This window comes from Lactobacillus sp. ESL0259 (assembly GCF_003693045.1).
GTDB lineage: Bacteria > Bacillota > Bacilli > Lactobacillales > Lactobacillaceae > Lactobacillus > Lactobacillus melliventris.
The window spans coordinates 15,902-38,643 of record NZ_REHP01000001.1; the positions used below are offsets into that span (position 1 = coordinate 15,902).

Here is a 22,742-nt window from a genome sequence, read left to right on the forward strand (position 1 = left end):
AAAAAAACAATAGAATTAACTATTGCTTAAAAAATATAACTTTATTTATCTATACTAGCAATACTGATCCGCTTGATGTCAGGATATTTGCGCAGAGCCATGATAATATCATTTTCATTAATATTATTATTGATGATGCCGTCTACAAAAAAGATAATTCTTTCATCACTGACAAAAAGAATCTTGACAGAAACATTTTCAACATGATTTGTTTGCAGTTCCTGTTCGATGATATGCAAGATATTAGGTTTATTTACAGCTTCTATTTGAATATTAAACCTGATATGCATGATGATTTTGTCAATGATAGTATCATCGTGAAACATCATCTGAATGACGAAAAGGAAGGCAGTAGCTAAAATTCCGATAAAATAAAGGCCAGAACCAATTGCCATTCCGATGGCTGCCGTAGCCCAGATACCCGCAGCTGTGGTTAAGCCGGAGATCTGTTGCTTTTTGATTAAAATTGTGCCGGCACCGATAAATGAAATGCCTGAAACTATCTGCGCAGCAATTCTGGAAGGGTCCAGAGCAACATCAGACATTTTTAGTAAATCGCCAAAGCCGTATTTTGAAACTATCATAAATAGCGCAGACGAGAAGGCAACTACAATATGTGTCCGCACTCCAGCACTTTTTCTTTGAATTGCGCGTTCATAACCGATCAGTGCGCCACACAAGGAGGCAACTAAAATTCGTAGTACCCAGGGGAACTCGGCGCTAATCGAGGCTAAATTTGCCATTACATCCACTCCATTCTGAATCTATCTTCATATTATACTCTTAAAAAGTTTACCAAAGCTTAGTTATAACAAAAACTGAGAAAAAGTCAAAAAATGCTTGCGTAAACTAGTAGAATATGTTTTAATTAATATCGTTGTCGAGATATGACAATGCTGACTTAGCTCAGTTGGCAGAGCACGTCATTAGTAATGATGAGGTCGGAGGTTCGAATCCTCTAGTCAGCATTCAGTTAAACAACTTAAGAATTTTTAGGTCTGTGATTCAGGTTCAGGAGAACTTAGAATGACAGGCTTTTTTTGTTGCTTTGAACTAGAATTACATTCTTTGAAATAAAAGCAAATTTATTGAAATAAAAGCACGGAGTATCAAATATAGCGATATAAAGGACTTTCGAGTCCTTTTTTTGTGTTTTTAAAATGTTAAAATATTATATAATTAGGATGATTGAATAAATTTAGTTTTGTGGAGTAGTTTATGGTTAAAGAATTTAATGAGATGACTAGAGTACAATTTCCAGCCATCCTCCATTTAATAAAACTTGGTTATACGTTTATTTCAAATAAAAAGGTACAAAAAATAAAAGATGAAGAGAATAATATTTTAACGCCCATCTTTAAAAAACAATTTTTAAAATTAAATCCTTTAGCGAGTGAAAAGGATTTTGATGATGAATATAAGGATATCAAAACCGAATTAACAAATAATGATTTGGGAAGAGAATTCTTTAATAGACTTCAAAATAAAAGCAATTCTCGTTTTAAATTTATTGATTGGAATAATTGGGATCGTAATAGCTTACTTGTTTCATACGAAATTCCTTGTAAAAATGGTGATGATGAATTTAGACCAGATGTTACAATTTTTATTAACGGATTACCTTTAGTTTATATTGAATTTAAGAAGCCTAATGCTATTCGCAATGGTGAAACTGGTATGCAGTCAGAATTCACTAGAATGGAAAAAAGATTTCAAAATAAAAAATTTAGAGTCTTTAATAATGTTACTCAAATAATAGGATTTACTGATAATAAGGACTATACTGAGGATTTTGGTAAGCATACTACAGGTTCTTATTATTGTACTTCTAGTTATGAACAAGCATTCTTTAATTCAATGCATGAAGAAAGATCCGAAGATTTAACCAAAGAAGTGGGTACTATCTCAGAAGGTCAGATTGAAGAAGTACTAAAAGACGCTAACAAAATAGCTATTAAAGATAGTAATGAATTTAAAACAAATTGTGATCCAAATACACCAGCAAATTCATTTTTAACTTCTATGTTTTCTATGGAAAGAATTAGTTTCTTTTTACATTTTGGATTAGCTTATGATCAAATTAGAAATGATGATGGGACTCTAACTTTTCAAAAGCAAATTATGCGCTATCCACAATACTTTGCTACAAGAGCTATTGCAGATGCAATTAATAATGGTGTTAAAAAAGGTGTTATTTGGCATACCCAAGGTTCTGGTAAAACAGCCTTGGCTTACTATAATATTGAATACTTAAAATATGTTTTACAAAAGAAAAATATTATTCCACAATTTTATTTTATTGTTGATCGTTTAGACCTTGCTGATCAAGCGGAGAATGCCTTTATTAATAGAGGGTTAAAAGTCAAAAGAATCAATTCAAAAAGAGAGTTAAATAATCCTTTTACTGAAAATGTAGCGGTTGTAAATATTCAAAAAGTAAACGAAGATACTAATTTAACAGATACATCCGGTTATGAAAATTTAAATAAACAAAATATTTATTTTATCGATGAAGCACACCGTTCTTATAATGCTAAAGGTTCATATTTACCTAACTTATATAATGCAGATAAAAATTCTATCAAAATTGCTCTAACAGGAACTCCATTAATTAATGTTGATAGTAAAGGGAAAAAGAAGATTAGAAAGACTACTAGAGAAATATTTGGTGATTATTTAAACAAATATTATTATGATCAATCAATTCAAGATGGCTTTACTTTACGTTTGATTCGTGAAGAAGTAACTACTGAGTATAAGAAAAAATTTAGCAATATTGTAAGTAATCTACAGGAAGAAGTTAAGAAGGGTCAACTAAACAAAAAAGAGATTTTTGCTCATCCTAATTATTGTGCACCACTGTTAGATTATATTGTAAATGATTTTCAAAATTCTAAAGTAGCTTTTGGTGATGATACGATTGGTGGCATGATTGTATCTGATTCATCCAATCAAGCTAGAGAGCTTTATAAATTATTTGAAGAAAAACAAGCAAATAAGGAGACCACGCTAACTGCTTCTTTGATTCTTTCAGATGAAGGTGATAAAGAGACCCGAGAAAAAGAAGTTAAAGCTTTTAAAGATGGAAAAACTGATTTTCTGATTGTCTATAATATGCTCCTTACAGGTTTTAATGCTCCTAGATTAAAGAAAATATATCTTGGTAGAGTAATTAAAGCGCATAACTTATTACAAGCTTTAACAAGGGTTAATCGTCCATATCATAACTTTGATATAGGGTATATTGTTGATTTTGCTAACATCTCAAAGGAATTTGATAAGACTAATAACGCTTATTTTGAAGAGTTAAATCGTGAATACAAAGATTCAGGCGAAGACTTTGATAAAATTTATGGTTCTTTATTTGTACCAGTAGAAGAGATTGAAAAGAATCTCGACAAAGCAGGATTAGTATTAGCTGAGTATGATACTAACAATTTGGAAAATTTTTCTAGACAAATTGATAATACTCCTAAAAAGGGAGAATTAATCGAATTAGCTAAAACATTACGAGAACTAAAAGAAGATTACAATGTCGCACGTTTATTATCTTATGATGATCTAGTTAATAAAATAAAAGCGAAAGATGTTTCTAAATTATTGAGTATTGTTCAAGATAGAATAAGAACATTGAATTTAATTCAGGATGCCAACTTAGAAAGCAGTAAAGATATTCTTGGTGTTGTAATGAATAATTGGCAATTTGAATTTGAAAAAACTGGTAGTGAGGAATTAAAACTTGTTGCTGATGATTATCGAAAGGAGGAGGAGAAGGCTAGACAAATTATCAATCGTAATTGGGATCAGAAAGATCCAGAATGGGTTAATATTTTTGACGAATTTAGACGTATTATGAAAAATCAACACGTCAAAGAAATTAATGTTGATGAAACAAAAGCTAATACTGCTAAAATTAAAGAAATAATTTTTAAAATGAATACATTAAATGCAGAAAATGAAAAACTAGCTAATGCGTTTAATGGGGATACTAAGTATGCCCGTAGTTTTAAAAAGGTAATCTATGACCTTGGTGGCAGTAAAAAGCCTAGTGTCAGAGAAAATCCAGCAATTTATTTTGTGATGAAAGATTCAAAAGATAAGCTAGATGATGAAGTAGCTAAAAATAGTGCTGTCTTAAATAATGAATCTTACTTCGATAAAAAAGCTATTCAAATTTTATTGCAAAATAGTAAAAAAACAAATGGTGAAATTTCAGTTCCAGAAATTAAAGAAATATCTAAATTATTAACTCAAGAGTATCATGATGAATATATAGGAATTAGGTAGTGGAAATGACAAATTATGTAGAAACAGTAGAAAATTTAATTGATAGTATTAAAGGTATTTTAAACAATGCGGGACTTGGCGGTGAAGCTGGTGAATATAAACTAGTTACCCAATCATTTTTATATAAATTTTTGAATGACAAGTTTCTTTATGAAGCTAGAAAATTTGATAAAAAAATTGATTATAAATATATTATGTCTTTAAATGATGATGATTATGAAATGCTTCAGCTTAGTTTAGGTACCGACTCTGCTGAAATTAAACGTCAAGATCTAATTGAAACAATTTACAATAAACAGAATGAAGATAATTTTAGTGAGATAATTGATACTGCATTAAATGATATTGCTATTGATAATAATAGTTTATTCTCTGTTGAAACAACAGGAAATACGCAAGTAAGATTATTTGATGCTCATTTAATTGCAGATAATATTCAAGATGGATCTCAAAGAGATAATGTTGCAAGAGAGCTAATAAAATTATTATCCTCTACAAAATTTGATAATACAATTTATGCTGAAGGATTCGACTTTTTCTCCACAATCTTTGAATATATGATTAAAGATTATAATAAAAATGGTGGTGGTAATTATGCAGAGTATTACACACCACGCACCATTGCGAAAATTATTGCGGACATTTTGGTAGGAAAAGAAAATCCTGAAAATGTAAAAGTATATGATCCTGCTGCTGGGTCGGGTACATTATTAATGAATGTTGCAAATAGAATTGGTGTCGACAAATGTACTGTTTATAGCCAAGATATTTCGCAAAAGTCTTCTAACTTGCTTAGATTAAATCTGATTTTAAACAATTTAAGTCATTCAATTCATAATATAGTTCAGGGTAATACTATTTTAAATAATAAACATTCTGAGAAAATGGATTATATTGTTTCTAATCCGCCGTTCAAATTGGATTTTTCTAGTTGGCGAGATCAAGTTGATAGTCTCCCAAATGCAAATGAAGTTTATTTTGCTGGAGTTCCTAAAGTCCCTGCTAAGAAAAAGAACTCTATGGCAATTTATGAACTATTTGTTCAGTTGATTATTAATTCTTTAAGTGATAATGGTAAAGCCGGTGTAGTTGTACCAACAGGATTCTTAACAGCACAATCAGGTATCGATAAAAAGATTCGTAAGTATTTAGTAGATAGTAAGATGATTGATACTGTTGTTTCGATGCCATCCAATGTATTTGCGGAAACTGGCACTAATGTCAGTGTTATTTTCTTTAATAAATCCAAGCAAGATGATCAAGTTCAATTGATTGATGCTTCTAAATTAGGTCATAATATTAAAGAAAATGGCAAACAAAGAACAGAACTTTCACAAGATGATATTACAAGGATAGTTAATACAGCAGTTGAAAGAAAAGATGCAGACGACTTTTCTATTACTGTTGGTTTAAAAGATATAAAGAATAAAAATTATTCATTTAGTGCTGGACAGTATTTCCCTGTAAAAATTGAATATGTGGAACTTACCCAGAAAGAATTTCAGGATAAGATATTAGAATATCAAAAAAAATTAAACCAATATTTTAATGATGATGAATATTTAGAAAAATGTATAAAAAAAGAATTAGGTAAATTAAAATATGAAGAAGCCAGAATTAGTTAATTTAGAAAATATTTGTACAAAAATAATTGATTGCCCGCATTCTACTCCTAATTGGTTAGAAAAAGGCATTCCAATTATCCGTAACTATAATCTTGTTAATGGACATGTTAATACTCAGAATCTATCTTATGTAGATAAAAAAACATATTTAGAGAGAATAAAAAGAGCTAAGCCAGAACAAGGAGACATTGTTATTTCTCGTGAAGCTCCTATGGGAGCAGCGGGAATGATCCCACCTAATTTTAATTGTTGTCTCGGTCAAAGAGTAGTGTTGCTAAAACTAGATAAGGAGAAGGTTGATCCATATTATTTTTTGTATGCTTTTCAATCTTTTTTAGTTCAAAAACAAATTTCACAGATAAATAAAACTGGCTCTATAGTAAGTAACTTAAATATTAAAGACCTTAGAAAACTAAAAATTCCAATTATAGATTTAAAAAAACAAGAAATTATTGTGAAGCTTTTAAAAAAAATTGATTCCAAAATAACTAATAATAATGCAATTTCTAAAGAACTAGCATCAATGGCTAAAACTATCTATGACTATTGGTTCTTGCAGTTCGAATTTCCTGATAAAGATGGTAAGCCATATAAGTCTAATGGTGGCAAGATGATTTGGAATGATCAACTTAAGCAGGAGATTCCTGAGGGATGGGAAGTTAAGAAATTATCACAAATTGAATCAAATATAATTACTGGCAAGACTCCTTCCACAAAGTCTAAGGATAATTTTGGAAAAGATGTTCCATTTATATGTATAGGTGATATTAGAAGACATTGTTTTATTGAAAATACACAATTATCACTTAGTAAAAAAGGTGCTGAGTCCCAGAAGAATAAATATCTTCAGAAAGATTCCTTATGTGTTTCATGTATTGCTACACCAGGATTAGTGGGATTCTGTAATTATATTTCACAAACAAATCAACAAATTAATAGTATTGTGTTTGATAATAAGATTAACAAGTATTTTCTGTATTTTAATATCAGTGAATATTTTAAAAATACTAAGGGGACTAAAAGTGGCAATACTTTTGCAAATATGAATAAACAAGAATTCTCAAGTATTTCGGTCATATATAATGAATATATAGTAAAAAAGTTCTACGATAGGGTCGATTCATATTTTGAAAAGATCAAGTTGTGTGAAAAAGAAAATCAGCAACTAAAATCTCTACGTGATTTTCTTTTACCATTGTTGATGAATGGACAAGTAAAAATTAAGGGTTAGATAATATTGATTAACTGAATTATTGCTTTACGCCGTATATTAGTACCATCATTCGTTAATGTATTTCTCAAAACTGTAGTTGCATGTTCTATAAAGATACAATTTGGGGATAAATTATCTAATTGGTGTTGAATGTAAGGTAAAATTTTATCTTGATACCTTTTAAAATTGTAATCTTCTTCTTTGGCTGAAGTCATTAAATCTTTATTACATAGTAAGTAGTAAATTTTCGTTATTAAGATCGAAGTTAAAGTGTTTAAATTAGCATCCTCATCACTTAATCCAGTATAAATAGTAGATAAATTTCTATTTTTTACAAAGGAGATAATTTTGTTGAAGGTGAGCACTTTATTAATTTGCTGAGTAGAAATATATTTGAGAAATTGTAAAGTAAAAACATTCAGTGGAAAGTATAATTCTCGTCACTTGTCTTGATTTCCGTATGTAATTAAGGAAATTGCTTTGAGCTCTGGCCCATATGATAAAGCACTATGAGCCCAGTCTTTTACTCTTTTTGTTGTCACATCTATAGGAGTCATAAATTTGAGCGCATGTTCGATATCCTGGGCAAGCTGTGTGTATGATTTTTTAGAATTTGTAAGAAAATAAGTGATTACATTTTCATAATTATTTTTTGTTTTCAACGTTCAATAATGGGCAGCTCTGTTCGTAGTCTTTTCTTATTTTCATCCATGTAATTCAAGTGTACGATGATCTATTTTATTTATCTGCTTTTCTCAAAAACGCAAGAAATCATACATAATATTTATTAAAAACTCTAGTTCTAAAAGTATATTATTTTTCGACTTTTAGAGCTTTTTTATGGACTAACGAGACAGTGATGAAAACGGATAATAGTATTTGAAAGTTAATTAATGAAGTCCTGCCTCCTTAGGCTTCTGAATCTGGTTAAAGCATCTGTTTAAATCTTAAATTTAAAAAGTAATCTTTCCAATTTTTATTTTCTGTGAAATGTTTGAATCGATCTATATTTTCAAGAAAATATAAGCATAATTCAAGTCCTGTTTGGCGTAAAAAATATAAATCATTAGCAGTTACTTTTGGACTTTTTTCACCATGAGTTATTTTAGATCTTTTGTCATATAAATTCTGTAGGTCGGTATATATTTTAAGCTTTTCTTGTGGATCTGTGCAAAGTAATTCTGCACATCTTTCGCATATTTGATCTGTTACACTTTGATAATAATCTTTTCCTTCAACGAGGGCTTCAATAGCTGTCATTAAGTTTAACAATGATTGATCTTCATTATTATCAATAGTAGCTTTACCGATACTCTTAAGTGCAACATAAAGTCTGTTTTCTATATCATAAAGTTTGTCATCATCGTCATTTTTGTTTTTCCGTTTATCGTTAACAATCTTTTTATTTAGTATGTTTACAAATGCTTTAAAAACTATATTTTCATTATTCTTAAGCGATAAATCAATCTGAAGAGGAATTATTTTATTATTTTGTCTTAAATACTTTCTTCCGATTTTACTATCATTTATTATATATGAAATACGAAATAAATAATTAGTATCTTTTATATCCCCGATGCCAATAATATATGCATTGTCCATATCGCTGTATACACTATGAAGAGCTAATATTAGATCATTTGAGTAACTTAGACTAAGTTGTTCAGCAGTTTCATCATTATTCGCGTATACTTTAATCATTATAAATGATTTTTCTTCATTATTATTCTCAGTGTCATTAAGGTCTATATTGTCATCGTTTGTATCAGTTAAGGGATCAATTATCTTATTTTTATATTTTTTAGAGCATAGAGCTATATTTTTAAAGTTTTGAGGAAAGATGGAATTTACACTGATTCCATAAGTAGGTATAAAAAAAGTATAAGGTACTTTTTTGGTTTTTAGCATTTCAATAATCTTTTGGACTGTATCTTCCGTATTTTCTCCTTTGATATATATATGCTCGTTGATCATGTTCATAAGTTTATCTTCTAAAAAATTTTCGGCACGACCTGAGAAATTTTTTCCATAGTTACTATCTTCAATAATTTCAGTTACTAAGTTAAATAGTTTCTCAGTGTCAAAATAGATAGTATCTCCTTTATTGGTATACGTTATATTATGTCGAATATAAGGGTCACAAGTGTTTTTATGGGTATACTCGTTTATGTAATTTTTCAGATCATTGTATATGCAATTTTTTTTCACTTTAGCTATTCTTCCTTCTCTTTATTTTTAATACTATGCGTTTTCCAAAAAGAACAATTACAATTATGGTATACCATTGATTAAGACACAATAAAAGCCAAATAGATTGAATAATACGACTGATAAATGCAAGTATGATAATAGAATTAATTACAAACCTACATGCTTCTAGTCGCATTTAGAAGAATAAAATTAGTCAAATAACCTTGAAATATCAATGTTCTCTGTTGATAAATTAAGGTTATTTTTTGTTCATTAAAGATATACGGTGTGCGGTAAAAACACTGTATACCAAGGAATTCTTTGAGTTCAGTATAAAGATTGCTAGAGTCTTATTCTTTAGGCATCCAGTTGTGTTAGCAGATGAAGCAACAGCTTCACTTAATCCTGTACTTTCTAGGAAAATTCATAATACCCTTTGCGGGAATATCCTGGAACAGTTACTGAATTAGCACATCATCTTACTCTTGAGGAAAATACGATGTTTAACAAGGTAATTCAGTTTGAAAATTATATTAATAAAAACTGCTGTCACTAGCTAAATTAATAGTATTATTGTTAATTTTATTTTGTTGATTTAAGACTTGTTTAATGCTATTATTAAATAAATATAAATTTATAAATAATAGTTGGTACAAATTTTATAACTAGTAACGTGTTATATGGGTTAATAATGCCAATGGGCTTTCATTTTATTTATTTTAGGATTTTTGTACCGAAAGCTTATGGTAGTGTGATGAAACTATATTTTTTAGCTTATAGCAAATGTGATAGTTCTTCTGACATTGTTTATAGCAAAAATCAGATTACTGTACATAAACAGTCTTTTTATTAATTATTTTAATCTTTGTTTTAAAAAAGGGGTGTGAAAAATCATGAATTATTATAAAGCCTTTGATGCTGGAAGTAGTATATATCTGGTTGCATTTATGATTGATTATATTATAGAGCTGTTTAGTATTAACAGTTCAGGTATCAAGACTACCGCATTAGGACTAAAAATAATTACGAATATGAATGAGCATTCCTTAAACATTAATTTTTCATTAACATGGGGAATATTAATTTCGTATTTGGTATTTATCTTATTTTTTATGTCTGCTTTTCATTTCTTTAAAAAGATAAAAACCAGATGACTATATGGCAATGTGAGCTTGAATAATAGTCTTATTCAGAAGAATCATTTGATCTGATTAGCCTTGACTTATTAGCATTTTACGCAGATAAGTTAAGGCTGATTTTTTATGTAGTTATGTAGTAATAAATATTTTTCGGTGTAATAAACAAATTTACGGTGTAAAATAATTGAATTTTGCACCGGTAATCTTTTAAATGCACTGATACTTGGTATAATATGTAAGAAGAAACTAGTTTATAAAGGAGACGTAATACTTTGAAAGTTTTTGATTACCAAACTTTAAATGGTTTGAAATTAACTACGAAGATGATTGAAAAACTCAATCTGATCTGTGAGCTAAAAGGTAAAACGGATCATATCTCCTTAAGTGCGAAAGACATAATGGATAAGCTGTTGGTAGTCGCAAAGATTGAGAGTACAGACTCATCCAATCGAATTGAAGGAATTACAACAAGTGATGCACGACTTAAGAAATTAATGGATCAAAAAACGACTCCGAAAAATCGCAGTGAAGAAGAAATTTCTGGCTATCGTGATGTTTTAGCTATAATCCATGACAATTATAAATATGTCAAGATCTCTCCTAATAATATATTAACATTACATAAGCAATTATTTAATTTTACTGAAAGCAGCTGGGGCGGTCAATTTAAGGACATTGATAATGCAATTATTACTACCTTTGCAGATGGTCATAAAGAAACTCGCTTTACTCCACCACCAGCATATATCACACCTGAATTAGTCCAAAGTTTATGTGAAACTTATAATAATGCAATTTGTGATAATTCCCTCCCACCATTAATACTAGCGGCAGCATTTATGTTGGATTTTGTATCAATTCACCCATTTAGAGATGGTAATGGCAGAATGTCACGCTTGTTAATGTTACTTGAATTACAACAATTAGGTTTCGGAGTTGGTAAGTATATTAGTTTGGAACGTTTAATTGAAAAAACTAAGGCGCAATATTACCGGACTTTGTTAGAAAGTTCAGGAAAGGCATGGAATAATAATGAAAACGATTATGGACCATATGTTGACTACTTTTTGAGTATCGTATTGCAAGCTTACCGTGAATTAGATTCACGAATTGATTTCACTAATGGTACGGAAAAGGATCCGGAATCATTGCTATTGAGTAAAATTACTAATAGTTTAAAACCGCTATCTAGACAAGAACTAATGAATTTGGTACCGCAATATGGTGAAAGTACTATTAAACATGCTTTAGCTAGGTTGCGCAAAGAAGGAAAAATAGGTTTAGTAGGCAAAGGAAAAGCAAGTCGCTATATTGCAAATAACTAAAGCAGGGCAGTAAATAAATTATCGGTGCAAAATTTAGTTATTTTGCACCGATAACTATAGTAACGGGCGAATTAAGGGAGTTCATTGGTAACTTCTTTCTAGAATTTTGTGGTTAATTACATTCTATCAGAGAAGTCCAATGGACTTTTTTTATTTTTTAATCAGGGCAAGTGTTCAACTTTATTTTACAATTTACCATTTTATTTTTTGTTAGCGCGTATTATCTGAACATGGAAGGAGTTAAGCGCAGATGCCCGGACACCCCCAGGATATCTGCGCATGGACCGATGTCAGGACAGAAGTTTTAGTTTCCTATAGGAAAAATAGGCAAACATAATATGAGTTTATGCTAAAATTAAAATTAAAGAATAACGCTGAATAGATAAGGCAAAGCTATGAAAATTAACGATATAATAATAAAAGGTATAAAAAATAGTGAAAAAATTGATACATCGTCAGTTATTTATTTAAAAGATGCTATTAGATTTAATATAGATGAAGCGTTAAAACAATTATCGGAAGTAAAAACTAATGAGACAAAATTACTTTATTCTATAAAAGCTTGTTATAACTCAAAAGTAATTTCGCTTTTATCAAGATTTGTGGCCGGCTTTAGTGTTTCATCTTTACAAGAATATAAAAAATAGCTCGGTTTAATAATAAAATTGTTTCGGCTACCGGATTTGACGGTGTTGATATTAGTATAAAAAAGGTATGACAGTTTATTATTTGATTATAACTCGTATAAATTAAATAATAGTTCTACTAATTTTTTAAAAAATTTGAAGATTTTGCAATCAAATGGATTTATAGTTACAGATTCATTTGGTAGAACAAAAATACCAGGTTTGTTTGCTATAGGAAGTGTAACAATGCCAATATCTGGAGTCCCAGAAGCTATTTATTCTGCACAGATTACTGGATTCTATGTAGGACATCTCTTAGAAAAGATAACTATTGCTGATCCTAGTGGTAGATTTCCTTTCCTTCCTAGAGAAAGGAACTGGTCAAATAGCTATCAACATAAAATAGAGCTTGATGAAGAATAACCATAAAAGGTAGATTAGTTATGACAATTGGTGAAGCCCTGAAAGAAATGCAGAAAGAGCTTGGACTAACCGGAAAAGAAATGGCTGCTGGCATTATTACAACTGGTACGTATTCACGTGTGATCCATGGTACTAGAAGAATAAGCAGTGATTTATTAATAAAATTACTACTAAAACACAATATAGACTTATCTTATTTCTTTGATAAAGTATCTGATACTTACATGCCTCCCTCCAATAGGTTAGAACAAAAATTATCCTCTCAATTTGGACTTGCATTTAATAATCATGATATTGTAGCAGCAGTTACAACATTCGAGCAGATTAAAAAGGCTAATGTTAGTATTCATTTTAAAAAAAGAGTACAGATAGCTGTTGCTTTTTTGACAAAAACTACAGATGATTTAGATAATAAGTTTAAGAAATCCATTATAGATGATTTAAATAAAGAGAGTAACTGGATTTTTAATATTCAAGCTTTACTTTTGTTTGCTACATCATTTGAAATTTTACCAACTGAATTTGTTGAAAAAAAGATGGTCTTTTTCTTTAATAAAATATCACGATCTAAAAACATTTCAGAAATTATGAAAGAAAGATTTGCCATCGTTTGTGTTAACTATTTACATTGGAAATATTCTCAAACAATAGGATTGAATGGAAAAATAGGGATAATTGGAGCTAATGTAGTGAATGCTATAAATTATCTTCAAAGCTTAGAGTCAACCACTCATTTTATCATTTATATAATATCAGCTAAATATTATTCGGCATTGTTTTCTGGTAATTTAACTCGTGCTAAGCAGATTAAAGAGAATCTGCTTGATATGGGGTGTACATTAGTTGTTAAAAATTGGCCACTGTGAAATTTTTGTTTATTTAAAAATAGAAATTTATTATGGATTTATAGTCAACCGATTATGAGTATTATTAAAAATAAGAAAAGGATTATAATTAAAAAAGTGTATTATGTTATGTAAAAAATATGCAAACGTTTATAAGCTGCTAGTTGGCCGAGTTACGACCAACATCGCCGACAGCCTGTTCTACATGGCGGTGCTCTGGTACTTCAAGGAGACCGGGCACTCACCTTTCATGGTAGCGGTCTTGTTGACCGTTACTTCCGGGGTTGACATGGTCTCGTTCGGCCTGGGCCCTCTGATTGATCGCATCTCAATGAAGAAGCTGCTGAACTATTCCACCATCATCCAGGCCGCAATCAGCGCCGCGGTGGTGGGGGTGTTGCAGCTGGGCCAAGGCGGCATCGGGGCTGACACCGTGGTCTTAATTCTTTACACGGTCTCCACGGTTCTTTCAACCATTATTTACCCGGCCGAAACCAAACTGCTGCCGCTGTTTGTCGCGGAAAAGGATATGCTCCACTTCAACGGCCTGTTCCAGGTGACCTACGGCGTTTTGGACTTAGTTCTGGACGGTTTTGCCACCTTTCTGATTGCGACAACGTCAATCAGCATGACCGTGGTCATCTCCGGCGTGGTTTTTGCGCTGGCCCTGCTGACCTACGGGCGCCTGCAGATTAACGCCCTGGCCAAGGACGTCTTGGAGAGCGAGGAGTACTTCACCGGCTCCTACTGGAAGGACCTGCGCGTCGGCTGGCAGACGCTGAAGGATGAAAAGAACATCCTGAAACTGATTCTGCCGCTGTGCGTTGTCAACTTCTTCTACGGCATTTTCGACGTGGGCCTGCCGTATTTTGGGCAGAGCTACGTTCATGACTCGGCAATCGGCTACGGTGGCCTTCTGATGGCCTCGTCTCTGGGCGGCATCGCCGGTGCCTTCCTGGTGCAGCACTTCAAGCTGGGCAAGAAGAGCATGGAATTGTTTATCGCAATTTGCTTTGTGGGTGCTGGCGTCTTCCGCCTCCTGGTTCCGCTGACGGCGGGCCTGAGCGTCCTGCTCATCCTGCTGAACTCGGCCGTCTCCTCTTTGTGGCTCACCATGATGAACACGGACTTTGAGGCCCTGGTGCAAGTCAGCTTCTCATCTGCGGTGCTGGGGCGCATCGAGACCATCAACGACAGCATCCTGTCCGTCATGATCCCGCTCGGGACGATGGCGGGTGGACTGGTGGTTGACCGGCTGGGCGCAATCAGCACGCAGTACATTTACGGTGTTACGCTGCTGCTCGCGGCGGTCTACTACCTCGGCGTGGTCAGGCATAAGGCCAAGAAGTAAAAAGAATCCGCATGGCATTAACATGATTATTCATCAGATTCTGTTGCTATAGTTTGGCGATGTTTTGATTGAGCATTCAGACTAAAAATAGATATGCCCCTTGAAATTAAAGTAGTTTAATAATTTCTGGTTAAGGACTAACTTCCGATATTAAATCGGGGTTAGTCCTTTCAGCTTGCTTGTTCCGGTGAAGGTAAGTTCTTGAAGGCCTGTTCAAAGCCGTAGAACATATTCCACTTTAAGGTGCCAAAGAAAGCCTACCATCAGTCCGTTGCCTTTGCGTGGTATGGACTGGTGGATGCCAGGGCTTTTAGTCAAGTTTGAAATTGTAAGTATTCGTCTAGGTATCAATTAGTTGATGTGAATCAGTGTCAATTGTTTGAGCCACAGAACAGTGCTGTGGCCCTCCTCATGTAAGCTGAGTGCCTGTAATTTTTTTTCAATGGGAAATTGACCATAGTAAAACCCTTCAGATGGACTTAGGTCCAATTGAAGTGCAACTAAAAAGTTAGACATTTTATCTAAAAAATTCTTGAATTCAGGCCAGTCATAAAATTCAAACTCTGTTTTACAATTTACCGAAAGAAAACAAAGGCAAAACGATTATTTTTGTAACTCAGCGCTTGTCTGCGGTGAAATATGCAGATAAGATTCTCTTTTTACAAAATGGTAAAATTCTCGGCTTTGATACACACGAAAAATTAATCATACGTAATGCTGATTATCGTAATATGTATAATTTGCAAAAGGATACTTATATCTAAATTTGGGTTGGTCTAAAAAGCGCTTTTTGCTACAATTAAACTATTTTAAGTAAGTATTTGCTGTTTACTATAGCGCAATGGAAAGTGTGACAAGTTTGAATTCTATTAAAAAGTTTTTAGATTGGCTAACAAGTTTATTACTGATTATAGTGGTCGGACTGGTTTTAATCACACTTTTTTCCGCATATTATAGTTTTGGCACTATGATTTTTGGAGTCCATGAGGCGAGCGCAATAAAGGATTTTTGGTTCACAGAAATCATGTTAGGTACAGCTTATGTATCTATAGTTATAGTCATTACTATATATACAGCAATAACTCGTTTTTTAAAGAAAAGAAAAAATGATGCTTCTTGTTAAGTAGCATTGATTACAAATATAGCAAGTTGAAGGCAGGTAGTTCATTGAACTAACTGCCTTTTGTTATTCAAGAATTTGATATAGCTGTCCTTAGTAATATCAATAGTAAGCATATCAAATGCATTATTGTGAATATAGGTAAATATTGCAAATTGTATTTAAAAATAGAAATATAGTTGTAATTATATTTACAGATGCTTCACAAATAGTAATAAGAACGTTATTTGAGAAAAAGAAAAATCAGTTTATATAATACTGAACTGATTGATTAGATATTTAAATTAACGGTAAATTGTAAAATGAAGTTGAACACTTGCCCTGATTAGAAAACAAAAAAAGTCCATTGGACTTCTCTGATAGAATGTAATTAACCCAATCAATTCTAGAAAGAAGTTTCCAATGAACTCGCTTAATTCTACCATATCTACTCACCAAAAGGGTCAACATCTTGCTTTGCAAGACCGCGTAATTATTCAAGTTTTACGCAGCCAATACCAGGAACACTGGCACGAAGTCTTTAAGACCATTACCACGGATAATGGTTCTGAGTTTGCGGATTTAGCCCAGTTAGAAGAAGCTGCGCAGACGCTGGTCTACTACGCGCACCCCTATACTTCTTGTGAGAAGGGCGGGGTTGAGCGGCACAACCGACTAATCCGGAGCTTCATTCCTAAAGGCAAGTGCATCAAGGATTATGACTTAAGGCAAATCTATGGCATTGAGGAATGGTGCAATAACCTGCCCCGCAAGATCTTAGCCTATCACACACCCGATGAATTATATGAAAGAAGATTAGATTGCATCTATCAGATCAAGTAGGGTGTTCAACTTAAAATTGCAATTTTCGAATTTTTATTTTTTAAAAAGATACCCATGACTTCTGTTTCTCCTTCATCAAATATTATTTCTTCGTAATGATATTTACAGTATATTTTGACTATAATAAAAAATATAAAAGTTTCGTATTCGAAATTTTTTGTCAAATGGGAATGTTATATTGGAAATAAGAGGAGGAGTACATGACTATTGGTAACTTGTTAAAAAAATATCGCTTAAATAAAGAAAAAACGCAACGAGAATGGATAGGAAATATTGTAAGCCCTTCTTATTATTCTAAAGTAGAGAAGGGAATCCATCGTATATCTGCAGAAGACTTAATAAGTTTGTTAAATTATAATTCTGTTTCTTTAATTGATTTTTTTAGCGAATTAAATAATTCTAAGCAGAAGGGTTATAATCAAGAGCAGGAGTTAATGGATGTAATATGTGATGCTTATTATCGCAATGCCAAAAATGAATTGGTAAAATTGAAAGAGATTGTTAAAGAAAGTGATTTACCTAATAAAGAAGATGATTTACTTTATCTAGATGCTTATATTGCGAATGTAAATAACGAGGATTTAAATGATAAAGAAAAGCAAGCTTTAAAAGATAAGATCTTTAGTAGACCCAATTTTGATAAATCTACGTTAGTCCTTTATTGTAATTTTATGATGTTTTATGATGTAAAAAGTAATGTGATAATTTCTAGAGGGATAATTAAACAATTTCAAGGATCAAATGATGTAAAAATTTTAGAAATGATTTTAACTGTTATTGGTAATTTATTAATCCAGTGCATTGAAGAAAAAAAGTATGATGAAACCAAATTCCTAATTAAGGCAGCAAATCAAATATCAACTAAACCAGAATTATTTTTCTATAAAAATGCCATAGTATTACTTGAAAACATGATTATGTACCACTATGACGCTAAGGATAAGTATTTACAGATTTGTCATAAGGCAATTGAAAACTTTTCTTTATTAGGGATGCCTGAATATGGCAAGGAAATAACTAGATTTTTTGAAAAACAAAAATAAAAGATATCATATTTAACATAAAAACTGATGTAAGTCCCAAAAGTTAAACAACTTTTGGGGCTTTTTTATGATTAAATTGTCTAAACAAAAACTCTTAGTGTGGTATATGTCAGTGGAAACAATTTATTCGAAATAGTAAGAATTAGTCATTAGCTAACAGCTATAAACTACCTAATTTTAGGGTTCACATCATCAGTACTCAAGTATTTTTAGTAACATTGCCATTTTTTGCATAATTTTCATTATAATTAAAGTGGTGCGAGAAGTTAGTATAATTCAGAAATAGTAATGGCAAGCTTGAAGCAGAAATTAAGTATTAAATTCTACGCTGGAATAATTATTATTGGCTTGATTTTACGGGTATTGGTATCCCTTCTTTAAAGCCTATGACAAGCAATTGTATGAAAAAGAACAAAGTGTTTCTCAAAATTAAATTTAGAAATGAGGTATAAAAATGAGTTTTAAGAAAGATTTTTTATGGGGCGGCGCGACTGCTGCTAACCAATACGAAGGAGCCTTTGATGTTGACGGTAAGGGCCTTAGTGCTGCAGATGTGGTAACACAGGGTTCTTATGAAAATCCTAGAAAAATTACATGGAAAAACCCTAAAACTGGGGAAACAGGTTATGTACCTTTAAGCATGGATGTTGATCAGATGAACTTTCCTGAGAATGCTGTGCCGGCTGTCCTTGATGGGTATTACTATCCTAGTCATAAAGCAACTGATTTTTATCATCATTATCGAGAAGATATCAAGTTAATGGCTGAAATGGGCTTTAAATGCTTTAGAATGTCTATCAACTGGACCAGAATTTTTCCTAATGGCGATGATGAAGAGCCTAATGAAAAGGGCCTAAAATTCTACCAGTCTGTTTTTGAAGAGCTGCAAAAGTACCATATTGAGCCGCTGGTAACTTTGTCACACTATGAAATGCCACTGAATTTAACGATTAAATATGGCGGTTGGAAGAATAGAAAATTAATATACCTGTTTACTAGATATGCTGAAACGGTAATGAAGCGTTATAAAGGTCTAGTTAAATATTGGTTGACGTTTAATGAAATAAATGCTTTAAATTTTTCAGGTTATATGGCAGGTGGAATTTTAAATCCCACTTCTCAAGATATTGCTCAAGCCGCTCATAACCAGTTTGTAGCAAGTGCCTTAACTGTAAAGACTGGTCATGAAATAGATCCTTATAATCAAGTTGGTCAAATGCTCGCATTTACAGCAGAGTATCCGTATACTTGTGATCCTGCAGACCAGATAAAAGTTATGAATGATATGCACAGCTCTCTGTTTTATTCTGACGTGCAAACTGGTGGCAGGTATCCTGAATATAAGATTGCAGAATATAAGAGAAATGGTATAAAGCTTGATGATTGTCCAGAAGACTACGATTTACTGAAAGAATATTCAGCCGACTTTTTAAGCTTTTCCTGCTATTCCTCATCTACAACTACGGTTCATAAGGATCAAGCGGCGACAACCGGTGGTAATTTTGTAGCAGGTGTTAAAAATCCCTACTTAAAGAGTAGTGAGTGGGGCTGGCAAACCGACCCTTACGTATTGCGCTATGCTCTTAATGTATTGTGGGACCGTTATCATAAACCGCTTTGGATTGTTGAAAACGGCTTGGGAGCGCGTGATCAAGTCACTGAAGATGGCAAGATTCATGATCCGTATCGCATTGAATACTTACAAAGTAATATTAAATCTATGAAAGAAGCCGTTGATATAGATGGAATTGACCTTATGGGTTATGAAATGTGGGGCTGTATTGACTTGGTTTCTGCTGGCACGGGTGAGATGTCTAAAAGATATGGATTCGTTTACGTAGACCGGGATGATCAAGGAAATGGTAGTTTGAAGCGTACCCCAAAGGATTCTTTTTACTGGTATAAAAAGGTCATCGCTTCTAACGGTGAAGATTTAGCTAATTAATCGTACTCTTGTAAGAAAGCAATTGATTCAGCAAATTTTAGGTTGAAAATTAGTTACAGCTACATTAAAAAGCTCTATTTTTAAAAAAATAGGGCTTTTTTGTATGTAATTGTAGAAAAAATAAGTAGCTATCATGATATTAATTGGTTTAAAAATTGGTTCTATTTTAAGACCGATTTACTAAATTGGTTACATTTCTTATTGATATAAAGCGTTTTCAATAATAGAATTTGGTTGATAGAAGGAAAAGCTGATAAAAGGGGGAGATTATTATTGCAAATAATTTTAGCAAGTCATTCTCAAATGGCCAAGGGTTTAAAGCAAACCGTTGAATTGATCATGGGTAAACAGTCTAATTTACATGCAATTGCCGCTTACGATGATGAGCAAGAATCATTAAAAAAGCAGATTGCTGACCAAATAACGTCGAATTCTAATGAAAAGTATCTTTTTCTTACCGACATTATTGGTGGAAGCGTCAATACTACAATTGCACAAATGATTGATGATAAGGAAAACATGTTTTTAGTAACGGGTATGAATTTACCTTTAGTATTAACGGTTTTAACCGCTAAGATGGACAACTGTTCTTCTGACCAAGTAGCTAACAAATTAGAGGAGTTTTGTGAAGAGGCACGTAAGGAACTTAAGGTTGTCCGTGTAGCTGCCCAAGAAGCAGAAGATTTCTAAAGAGGTGGTATTTAAATGATAAAAATGTTACGTGTTGATTATCGTTTAGTTCATGGTCAAGTTGCCTTTGCCTGGACTAATTTTTTATCAGCAGATGCGATTTTGTTGGCAAACGATGATGTTGCTAAAGATGATTTTCGTAAACGAGTGTTAAATTTAGCCAAGCCTAATGGTGTCAAATTAATTTTTAAAAGTATTGCAGATTCTCTTAAAGCAATTAAAAGTGGAGTTACCGAAAAATACAAAGTCTTTATTGTGGTAGAGAACGTTCAAGATGCATACGTAATGGCGGAAGGGACAGATGAAATTAAGTTAATTGATATTGGGTTGGTGGCCGATCGTGAAAATACTAAAAACATTGCCAAATCCGTTTATGTTAATGAAAAAGAAATACAGCAATTGACTGAATTAGAAAATAAAGGTGTTGAAGTTGTAGTTAAACAAGCGCCTACTGATCGTGATGTTCAATTCTCTTCACTAGTTTAAAAGGAGTGATGACAAATGGTAGGACAAGTAATAGGAATATTCTTTATTTCTTTAGTCGCTAATTCGCAGTACTTTCTTGGTACCAGCTTTATTGGCAGGCCGATTGTAACTGGGATGTTTGTCGGATTATTATTTGGGAACCTCAAAGAAGGTTTGTTAATGGGAGCAGCTTCTGAATTGATCTTTATGGGATTGATGGGAATTGGAGCAAGTGTTCCTCCAGATGAAGTTATTGGCGGTATTTTAGGTACAGCTTTTGCTTTAAAAAACGGTTTAGGTGTCAGTGCCGCAATAACTTTAGTATTGCCAATAGCATCTTTAAGTTTAATCGTTAAAAATATACTATATGTTTTGGTTTTTCCAGCAATGACGCATCGTGCAGATCATTTGGCTGATGAAGGGAAAATAACTAGAGCCGGAAATATGCATTTATGGATGTGTTTTTTGCAAATTGCCGTGTTAACAATAGTAACTACTTTTGCTTTTGCAGTCGGGAGTGATGCTGTAGGCAATTTAATAAAAATGATTCCCAAAGCAGTGACTGATGGCTTAACCATTGCAACATATATTCTTCCAGCTATTGGATTTGGGATGTTAATTAATATGACATATTCTAAAAATGTAGCTCCATTCTTCTTTTTAGGATTTGTCTGTGCTGCCTATTTAAAATTAAATACTATTGCTACAGCTATTATTGGTGCAATCTGTGCAGCAATAATGTACATCATCTTTGATAAAGTCAGAAACAATAGTGAAGAAACAGCAGCTAAAGGGGATGAAATTTATGACGACTTTTAATCAAAGTGAAGGCAAAAAGCTGAGTAAAAAAGATTTGAGGGGTATTTTTTGGCGAACTCTTCCAATGGAAGCTTCGTTTAACTATGAACGAATGATGAGTGCGGCTTTCGCCTATTCAATGACGGGAGTAATTAAAAAATTATATTCTGATCCGGAAGACCAAAAAGCTGCAATGAAAAGACATTTGGAATTTTTTAATTGTACTTCGGCAATGTCACCGTTTATCGTTGGTGTCGCTGCGTCAATGGAAGAAAAGAAGGCTAACGACCCTAGCTTTGATGTCTCATCAATCAATTCCATGAAAGCAGGTTTAATGGGACCACTTTCAGGAATTGGTGATTCAATTTTCTGGGGCAGCTTAAGAATAATTGCGGCTGGTATCGGAGTTTCTTTAGCAAAACAGGGTAGTGTATTAGGTCCTATTTTATTTATTTTAATTTATAACATTCCGAACATGTTAGTGCGATACTTTGGTACAATGTGGGGCTACAAGTTAGGTGTATCACTGGTTGATAGAATGAAGTCAGATTTGATGGACAACATTACTTATGCAATTAATATTTTAGGTAATACTGTTATTGGCAGTATGGTTGCATCAATGGTTGTCATTAAGATACCTTTAAAAATTTCTAGTGGTAAAGGTGCACCAACTGTCCAATCCATTCTTGATTCTATTTTGCCTGCATTATTGCCACTACTTCTGACATTCTTTATTGCTCATCTTCTAAAGAAGAAGGTAAATGTATTATATCTTTTATTAATAATTCTAGTTGTAAGTATTTTAGGTGCAATGTTTGGCTTTTTAGGAGTTTAA

The 22,742-nt window shown here is 32.5% G+C and carries 17 protein-coding genes, 1 tRNA gene and 2 pseudogenes; 18 read left to right on the forward strand and 2 right to left on the reverse strand.

Annotated features, from left to right (window positions below):
* Positions 1-41: 41 nt before the first annotated feature.
* The gene (locus F5ESL0259_RS00075; RefSeq protein ID WP_046323985.1) at positions 42-743 is read right to left on the reverse strand and encodes an MgtC/SapB family protein; all 702 of its coding nucleotides are present in this window, start codon (positions 741-743) and stop codon (positions 42-44) included.
* Between the two features lie 152 nt (positions 744-895).
* Between F5ESL0259_RS00075 and F5ESL0259_RS00080 the strand changes: the two genes are divergently transcribed.
* The 4 genes from F5ESL0259_RS00080 to F5ESL0259_RS00095 all read left to right on the forward strand — a co-directional run bounded on the left by F5ESL0259_RS00080 (position 896) and on the right by F5ESL0259_RS00095 (position 7,143).
* Positions 896-968: transfer RNA gene (locus F5ESL0259_RS00080), tRNA-Thr, on the forward strand.
* Between the two features lie 250 nt (positions 969-1,218).
* Positions 1,219-4,287, forward strand: coding sequence for a type I restriction endonuclease (locus F5ESL0259_RS00085; RefSeq protein WP_122037052.1), 3,069 nt, complete (start codon positions 1,219-1,221; stop codon positions 4,285-4,287).
* 5 nt (positions 4,288-4,292) lie between these two features.
* Complete coding sequence (locus F5ESL0259_RS00090) at positions 4,293-5,912, forward strand: class I SAM-dependent DNA methyltransferase (protein WP_122037112.1); 1,620 nt, start codon at positions 4,293-4,295, stop codon at positions 5,910-5,912.
* The gene (locus tag F5ESL0259_RS00095; protein ID WP_122037053.1) at positions 5,890-7,143 is read left to right on the forward strand and encodes a restriction endonuclease subunit S; all 1,254 of its coding nucleotides are present in this window, start codon (positions 5,890-5,892) and stop codon (positions 7,141-7,143) included. The genes F5ESL0259_RS00090 and F5ESL0259_RS00095 overlap by 23 nt, the downstream gene beginning before the upstream one ends.
* A gap of 909 nt (positions 7,144-8,052) precedes the next feature.
* On the opposite strand, the gene F5ESL0259_RS00110 is transcribed toward F5ESL0259_RS00095, so the two are convergent.
* Positions 8,053-9,333: a HEPN domain-containing protein gene (locus F5ESL0259_RS00110; protein ID WP_122037056.1), complete on the reverse strand. Its 1,281-nt coding sequence runs from the start codon at positions 9,331-9,333 to the stop codon at positions 8,053-8,055.
* A gap of 1,393 nt (positions 9,334-10,726) precedes the next feature.
* Between F5ESL0259_RS00110 and F5ESL0259_RS00120 the strand changes: the two genes are divergently transcribed.
* From F5ESL0259_RS00120 to F5ESL0259_RS00180, 14 genes and pseudogenes are all read left to right on the forward strand, one after another.
* On the forward strand, positions 10,727-11,779 hold the full coding sequence (locus F5ESL0259_RS00120) for a Fic family protein (RefSeq protein ID WP_233558029.1): 1,053 nt from the start codon (positions 10,727-10,729) through the stop codon (positions 11,777-11,779).
* A gap of 395 nt (positions 11,780-12,174) precedes the next feature.
* Positions 12,175-12,426, forward strand: a complete 252-nt coding sequence (locus F5ESL0259_RS00125) for a hypothetical protein (RefSeq protein ID WP_122037057.1) — start codon at positions 12,175-12,177, stop codon at positions 12,424-12,426.
* 126 nt (positions 12,427-12,552) lie between these two features.
* Positions 12,553-12,828 (forward strand): annotated as a pseudogene (locus F5ESL0259_RS09050) (hypothetical protein); the annotation flags it as partial.
* 20 nt (positions 12,829-12,848) lie between these two features.
* Entirely contained in the window at positions 12,849-13,694 is an 846-nt protein-coding gene (locus F5ESL0259_RS00130) for a helix-turn-helix domain-containing protein (RefSeq protein WP_122037058.1), read from the forward strand.
* 103 nt (positions 13,695-13,797) lie between these two features.
* Positions 13,798-15,024: an MFS transporter gene (locus F5ESL0259_RS00135; RefSeq protein ID WP_122037059.1), complete on the forward strand. Its 1,227-nt coding sequence runs from the start codon at positions 13,798-13,800 to the stop codon at positions 15,022-15,024.
* Between the two features lie 632 nt (positions 15,025-15,656).
* A complete protein-coding gene (locus tag F5ESL0259_RS09025) occupies positions 15,657-15,788 on the forward strand; it encodes a hypothetical protein (protein ID WP_255409574.1) in 132 nt (43 codons plus the stop codon).
* An 86-nt stretch (positions 15,789-15,874) separates the two neighbouring features.
* Positions 15,875-16,147, forward strand: coding sequence for a hypothetical protein (locus F5ESL0259_RS08995; RefSeq protein WP_122037060.1), 273 nt, complete (start codon positions 15,875-15,877; stop codon positions 16,145-16,147).
* Between the two features lie 480 nt (positions 16,148-16,627).
* Positions 16,628-16,966, forward strand: a pseudogene (locus F5ESL0259_RS00150) (IS30 family transposase); the annotation flags it as partial.
* 200 nt (positions 16,967-17,166) lie between these two features.
* A complete protein-coding gene (locus tag F5ESL0259_RS00155) occupies positions 17,167-18,009 on the forward strand; it encodes a helix-turn-helix domain-containing protein (protein ID WP_122037061.1) in 843 nt (280 codons plus the stop codon).
* 454 nt (positions 18,010-18,463) lie between these two features.
* Positions 18,464-19,954 carry a family 1 glycosylhydrolase gene (locus F5ESL0259_RS00160; protein WP_122037062.1) on the forward strand — a complete coding sequence of 497 codons (1,491 nt, stop codon included), beginning with the start codon at positions 18,464-18,466 and terminating at the stop codon, positions 19,952-19,954.
* Positions 19,955-20,227: 273 nt separating this feature from the next.
* Complete coding sequence (locus tag F5ESL0259_RS00165; protein ID WP_052724603.1) at positions 20,228-20,644, forward strand: PTS sugar transporter subunit IIA; 417 nt, start codon at positions 20,228-20,230, stop codon at positions 20,642-20,644.
* Positions 20,645-20,659: 15 nt separating this feature from the next.
* Complete coding sequence (locus tag F5ESL0259_RS00170) at positions 20,660-21,130, forward strand: PTS sugar transporter subunit IIB (RefSeq protein ID WP_122037063.1); 471 nt, start codon at positions 20,660-20,662, stop codon at positions 21,128-21,130.
* A 15-nt stretch (positions 21,131-21,145) separates the two neighbouring features.
* On the forward strand, positions 21,146-21,928 hold the full coding sequence (locus tag F5ESL0259_RS00175) for a PTS sugar transporter subunit IIC (protein WP_046324017.1): 783 nt from the start codon (positions 21,146-21,148) through the stop codon (positions 21,926-21,928).
* The gene (locus tag F5ESL0259_RS00180; protein ID WP_110445339.1) at positions 21,915-22,742 is read left to right on the forward strand and encodes a PTS system mannose/fructose/sorbose family transporter subunit IID; all 828 of its coding nucleotides are present in this window, start codon (positions 21,915-21,917) and stop codon (positions 22,740-22,742) included. The genes F5ESL0259_RS00175 and F5ESL0259_RS00180 overlap by 14 nt, the downstream gene beginning before the upstream one ends.

What these genes read in the sequence shown, in the direction of transcription:
- F5ESL0259_RS00075 (WP_046323985.1), bottom strand. Translation starts at nt 743, where the DNA reads ATGGCAAATTTAGCCTCGATTAGCGCCGAGTTCCCCTGGGTACTACGA.
- F5ESL0259_RS00085 (WP_122037052.1), top strand. Translation starts at nt 1,219, where the DNA reads ATGGTTAAAGAATTTAATGAGATGACTAGAGTACAATTTCCAGCCATC.
- F5ESL0259_RS00090 (WP_122037112.1), top strand. Translation starts at nt 4,293, where the DNA reads ATGACAAATTATGTAGAAACAGTAGAAAATTTAATTGATAGTATTAAA.
- F5ESL0259_RS00095 (WP_122037053.1), top strand. Translation starts at nt 5,890, where the DNA reads ATGAAGAAGCCAGAATTAGTTAATTTAGAAAATATTTGTACAAAAATA.
- F5ESL0259_RS00125 (WP_122037057.1), top strand. Translation starts at nt 12,175, where the DNA reads ATGAAAATTAACGATATAATAATAAAAGGTATAAAAAATAGTGAAAAA.
- F5ESL0259_RS00130 (WP_122037058.1), top strand. Translation starts at nt 12,849, where the DNA reads ATGACAATTGGTGAAGCCCTGAAAGAAATGCAGAAAGAGCTTGGACTA.
- F5ESL0259_RS00135 (WP_122037059.1), top strand. Translation starts at nt 13,798, where the DNA reads ATGTTATGTAAAAAATATGCAAACGTTTATAAGCTGCTAGTTGGCCGA.
- F5ESL0259_RS00155 (WP_122037061.1), top strand. Translation starts at nt 17,167, where the DNA reads ATGACTATTGGTAACTTGTTAAAAAAATATCGCTTAAATAAAGAAAAA.
- F5ESL0259_RS00160 (WP_122037062.1), top strand. Translation starts at nt 18,464, where the DNA reads ATGAGTTTTAAGAAAGATTTTTTATGGGGCGGCGCGACTGCTGCTAAC.
- F5ESL0259_RS00170 (WP_122037063.1), top strand. Translation starts at nt 20,660, where the DNA reads ATGATAAAAATGTTACGTGTTGATTATCGTTTAGTTCATGGTCAAGTT.
- F5ESL0259_RS00175 (WP_046324017.1), top strand. Translation starts at nt 21,146, where the DNA reads ATGGTAGGACAAGTAATAGGAATATTCTTTATTTCTTTAGTCGCTAAT.
- F5ESL0259_RS00180 (WP_110445339.1), top strand. Translation starts at nt 21,915, where the DNA reads ATGACGACTTTTAATCAAAGTGAAGGCAAAAAGCTGAGTAAAAAAGAT.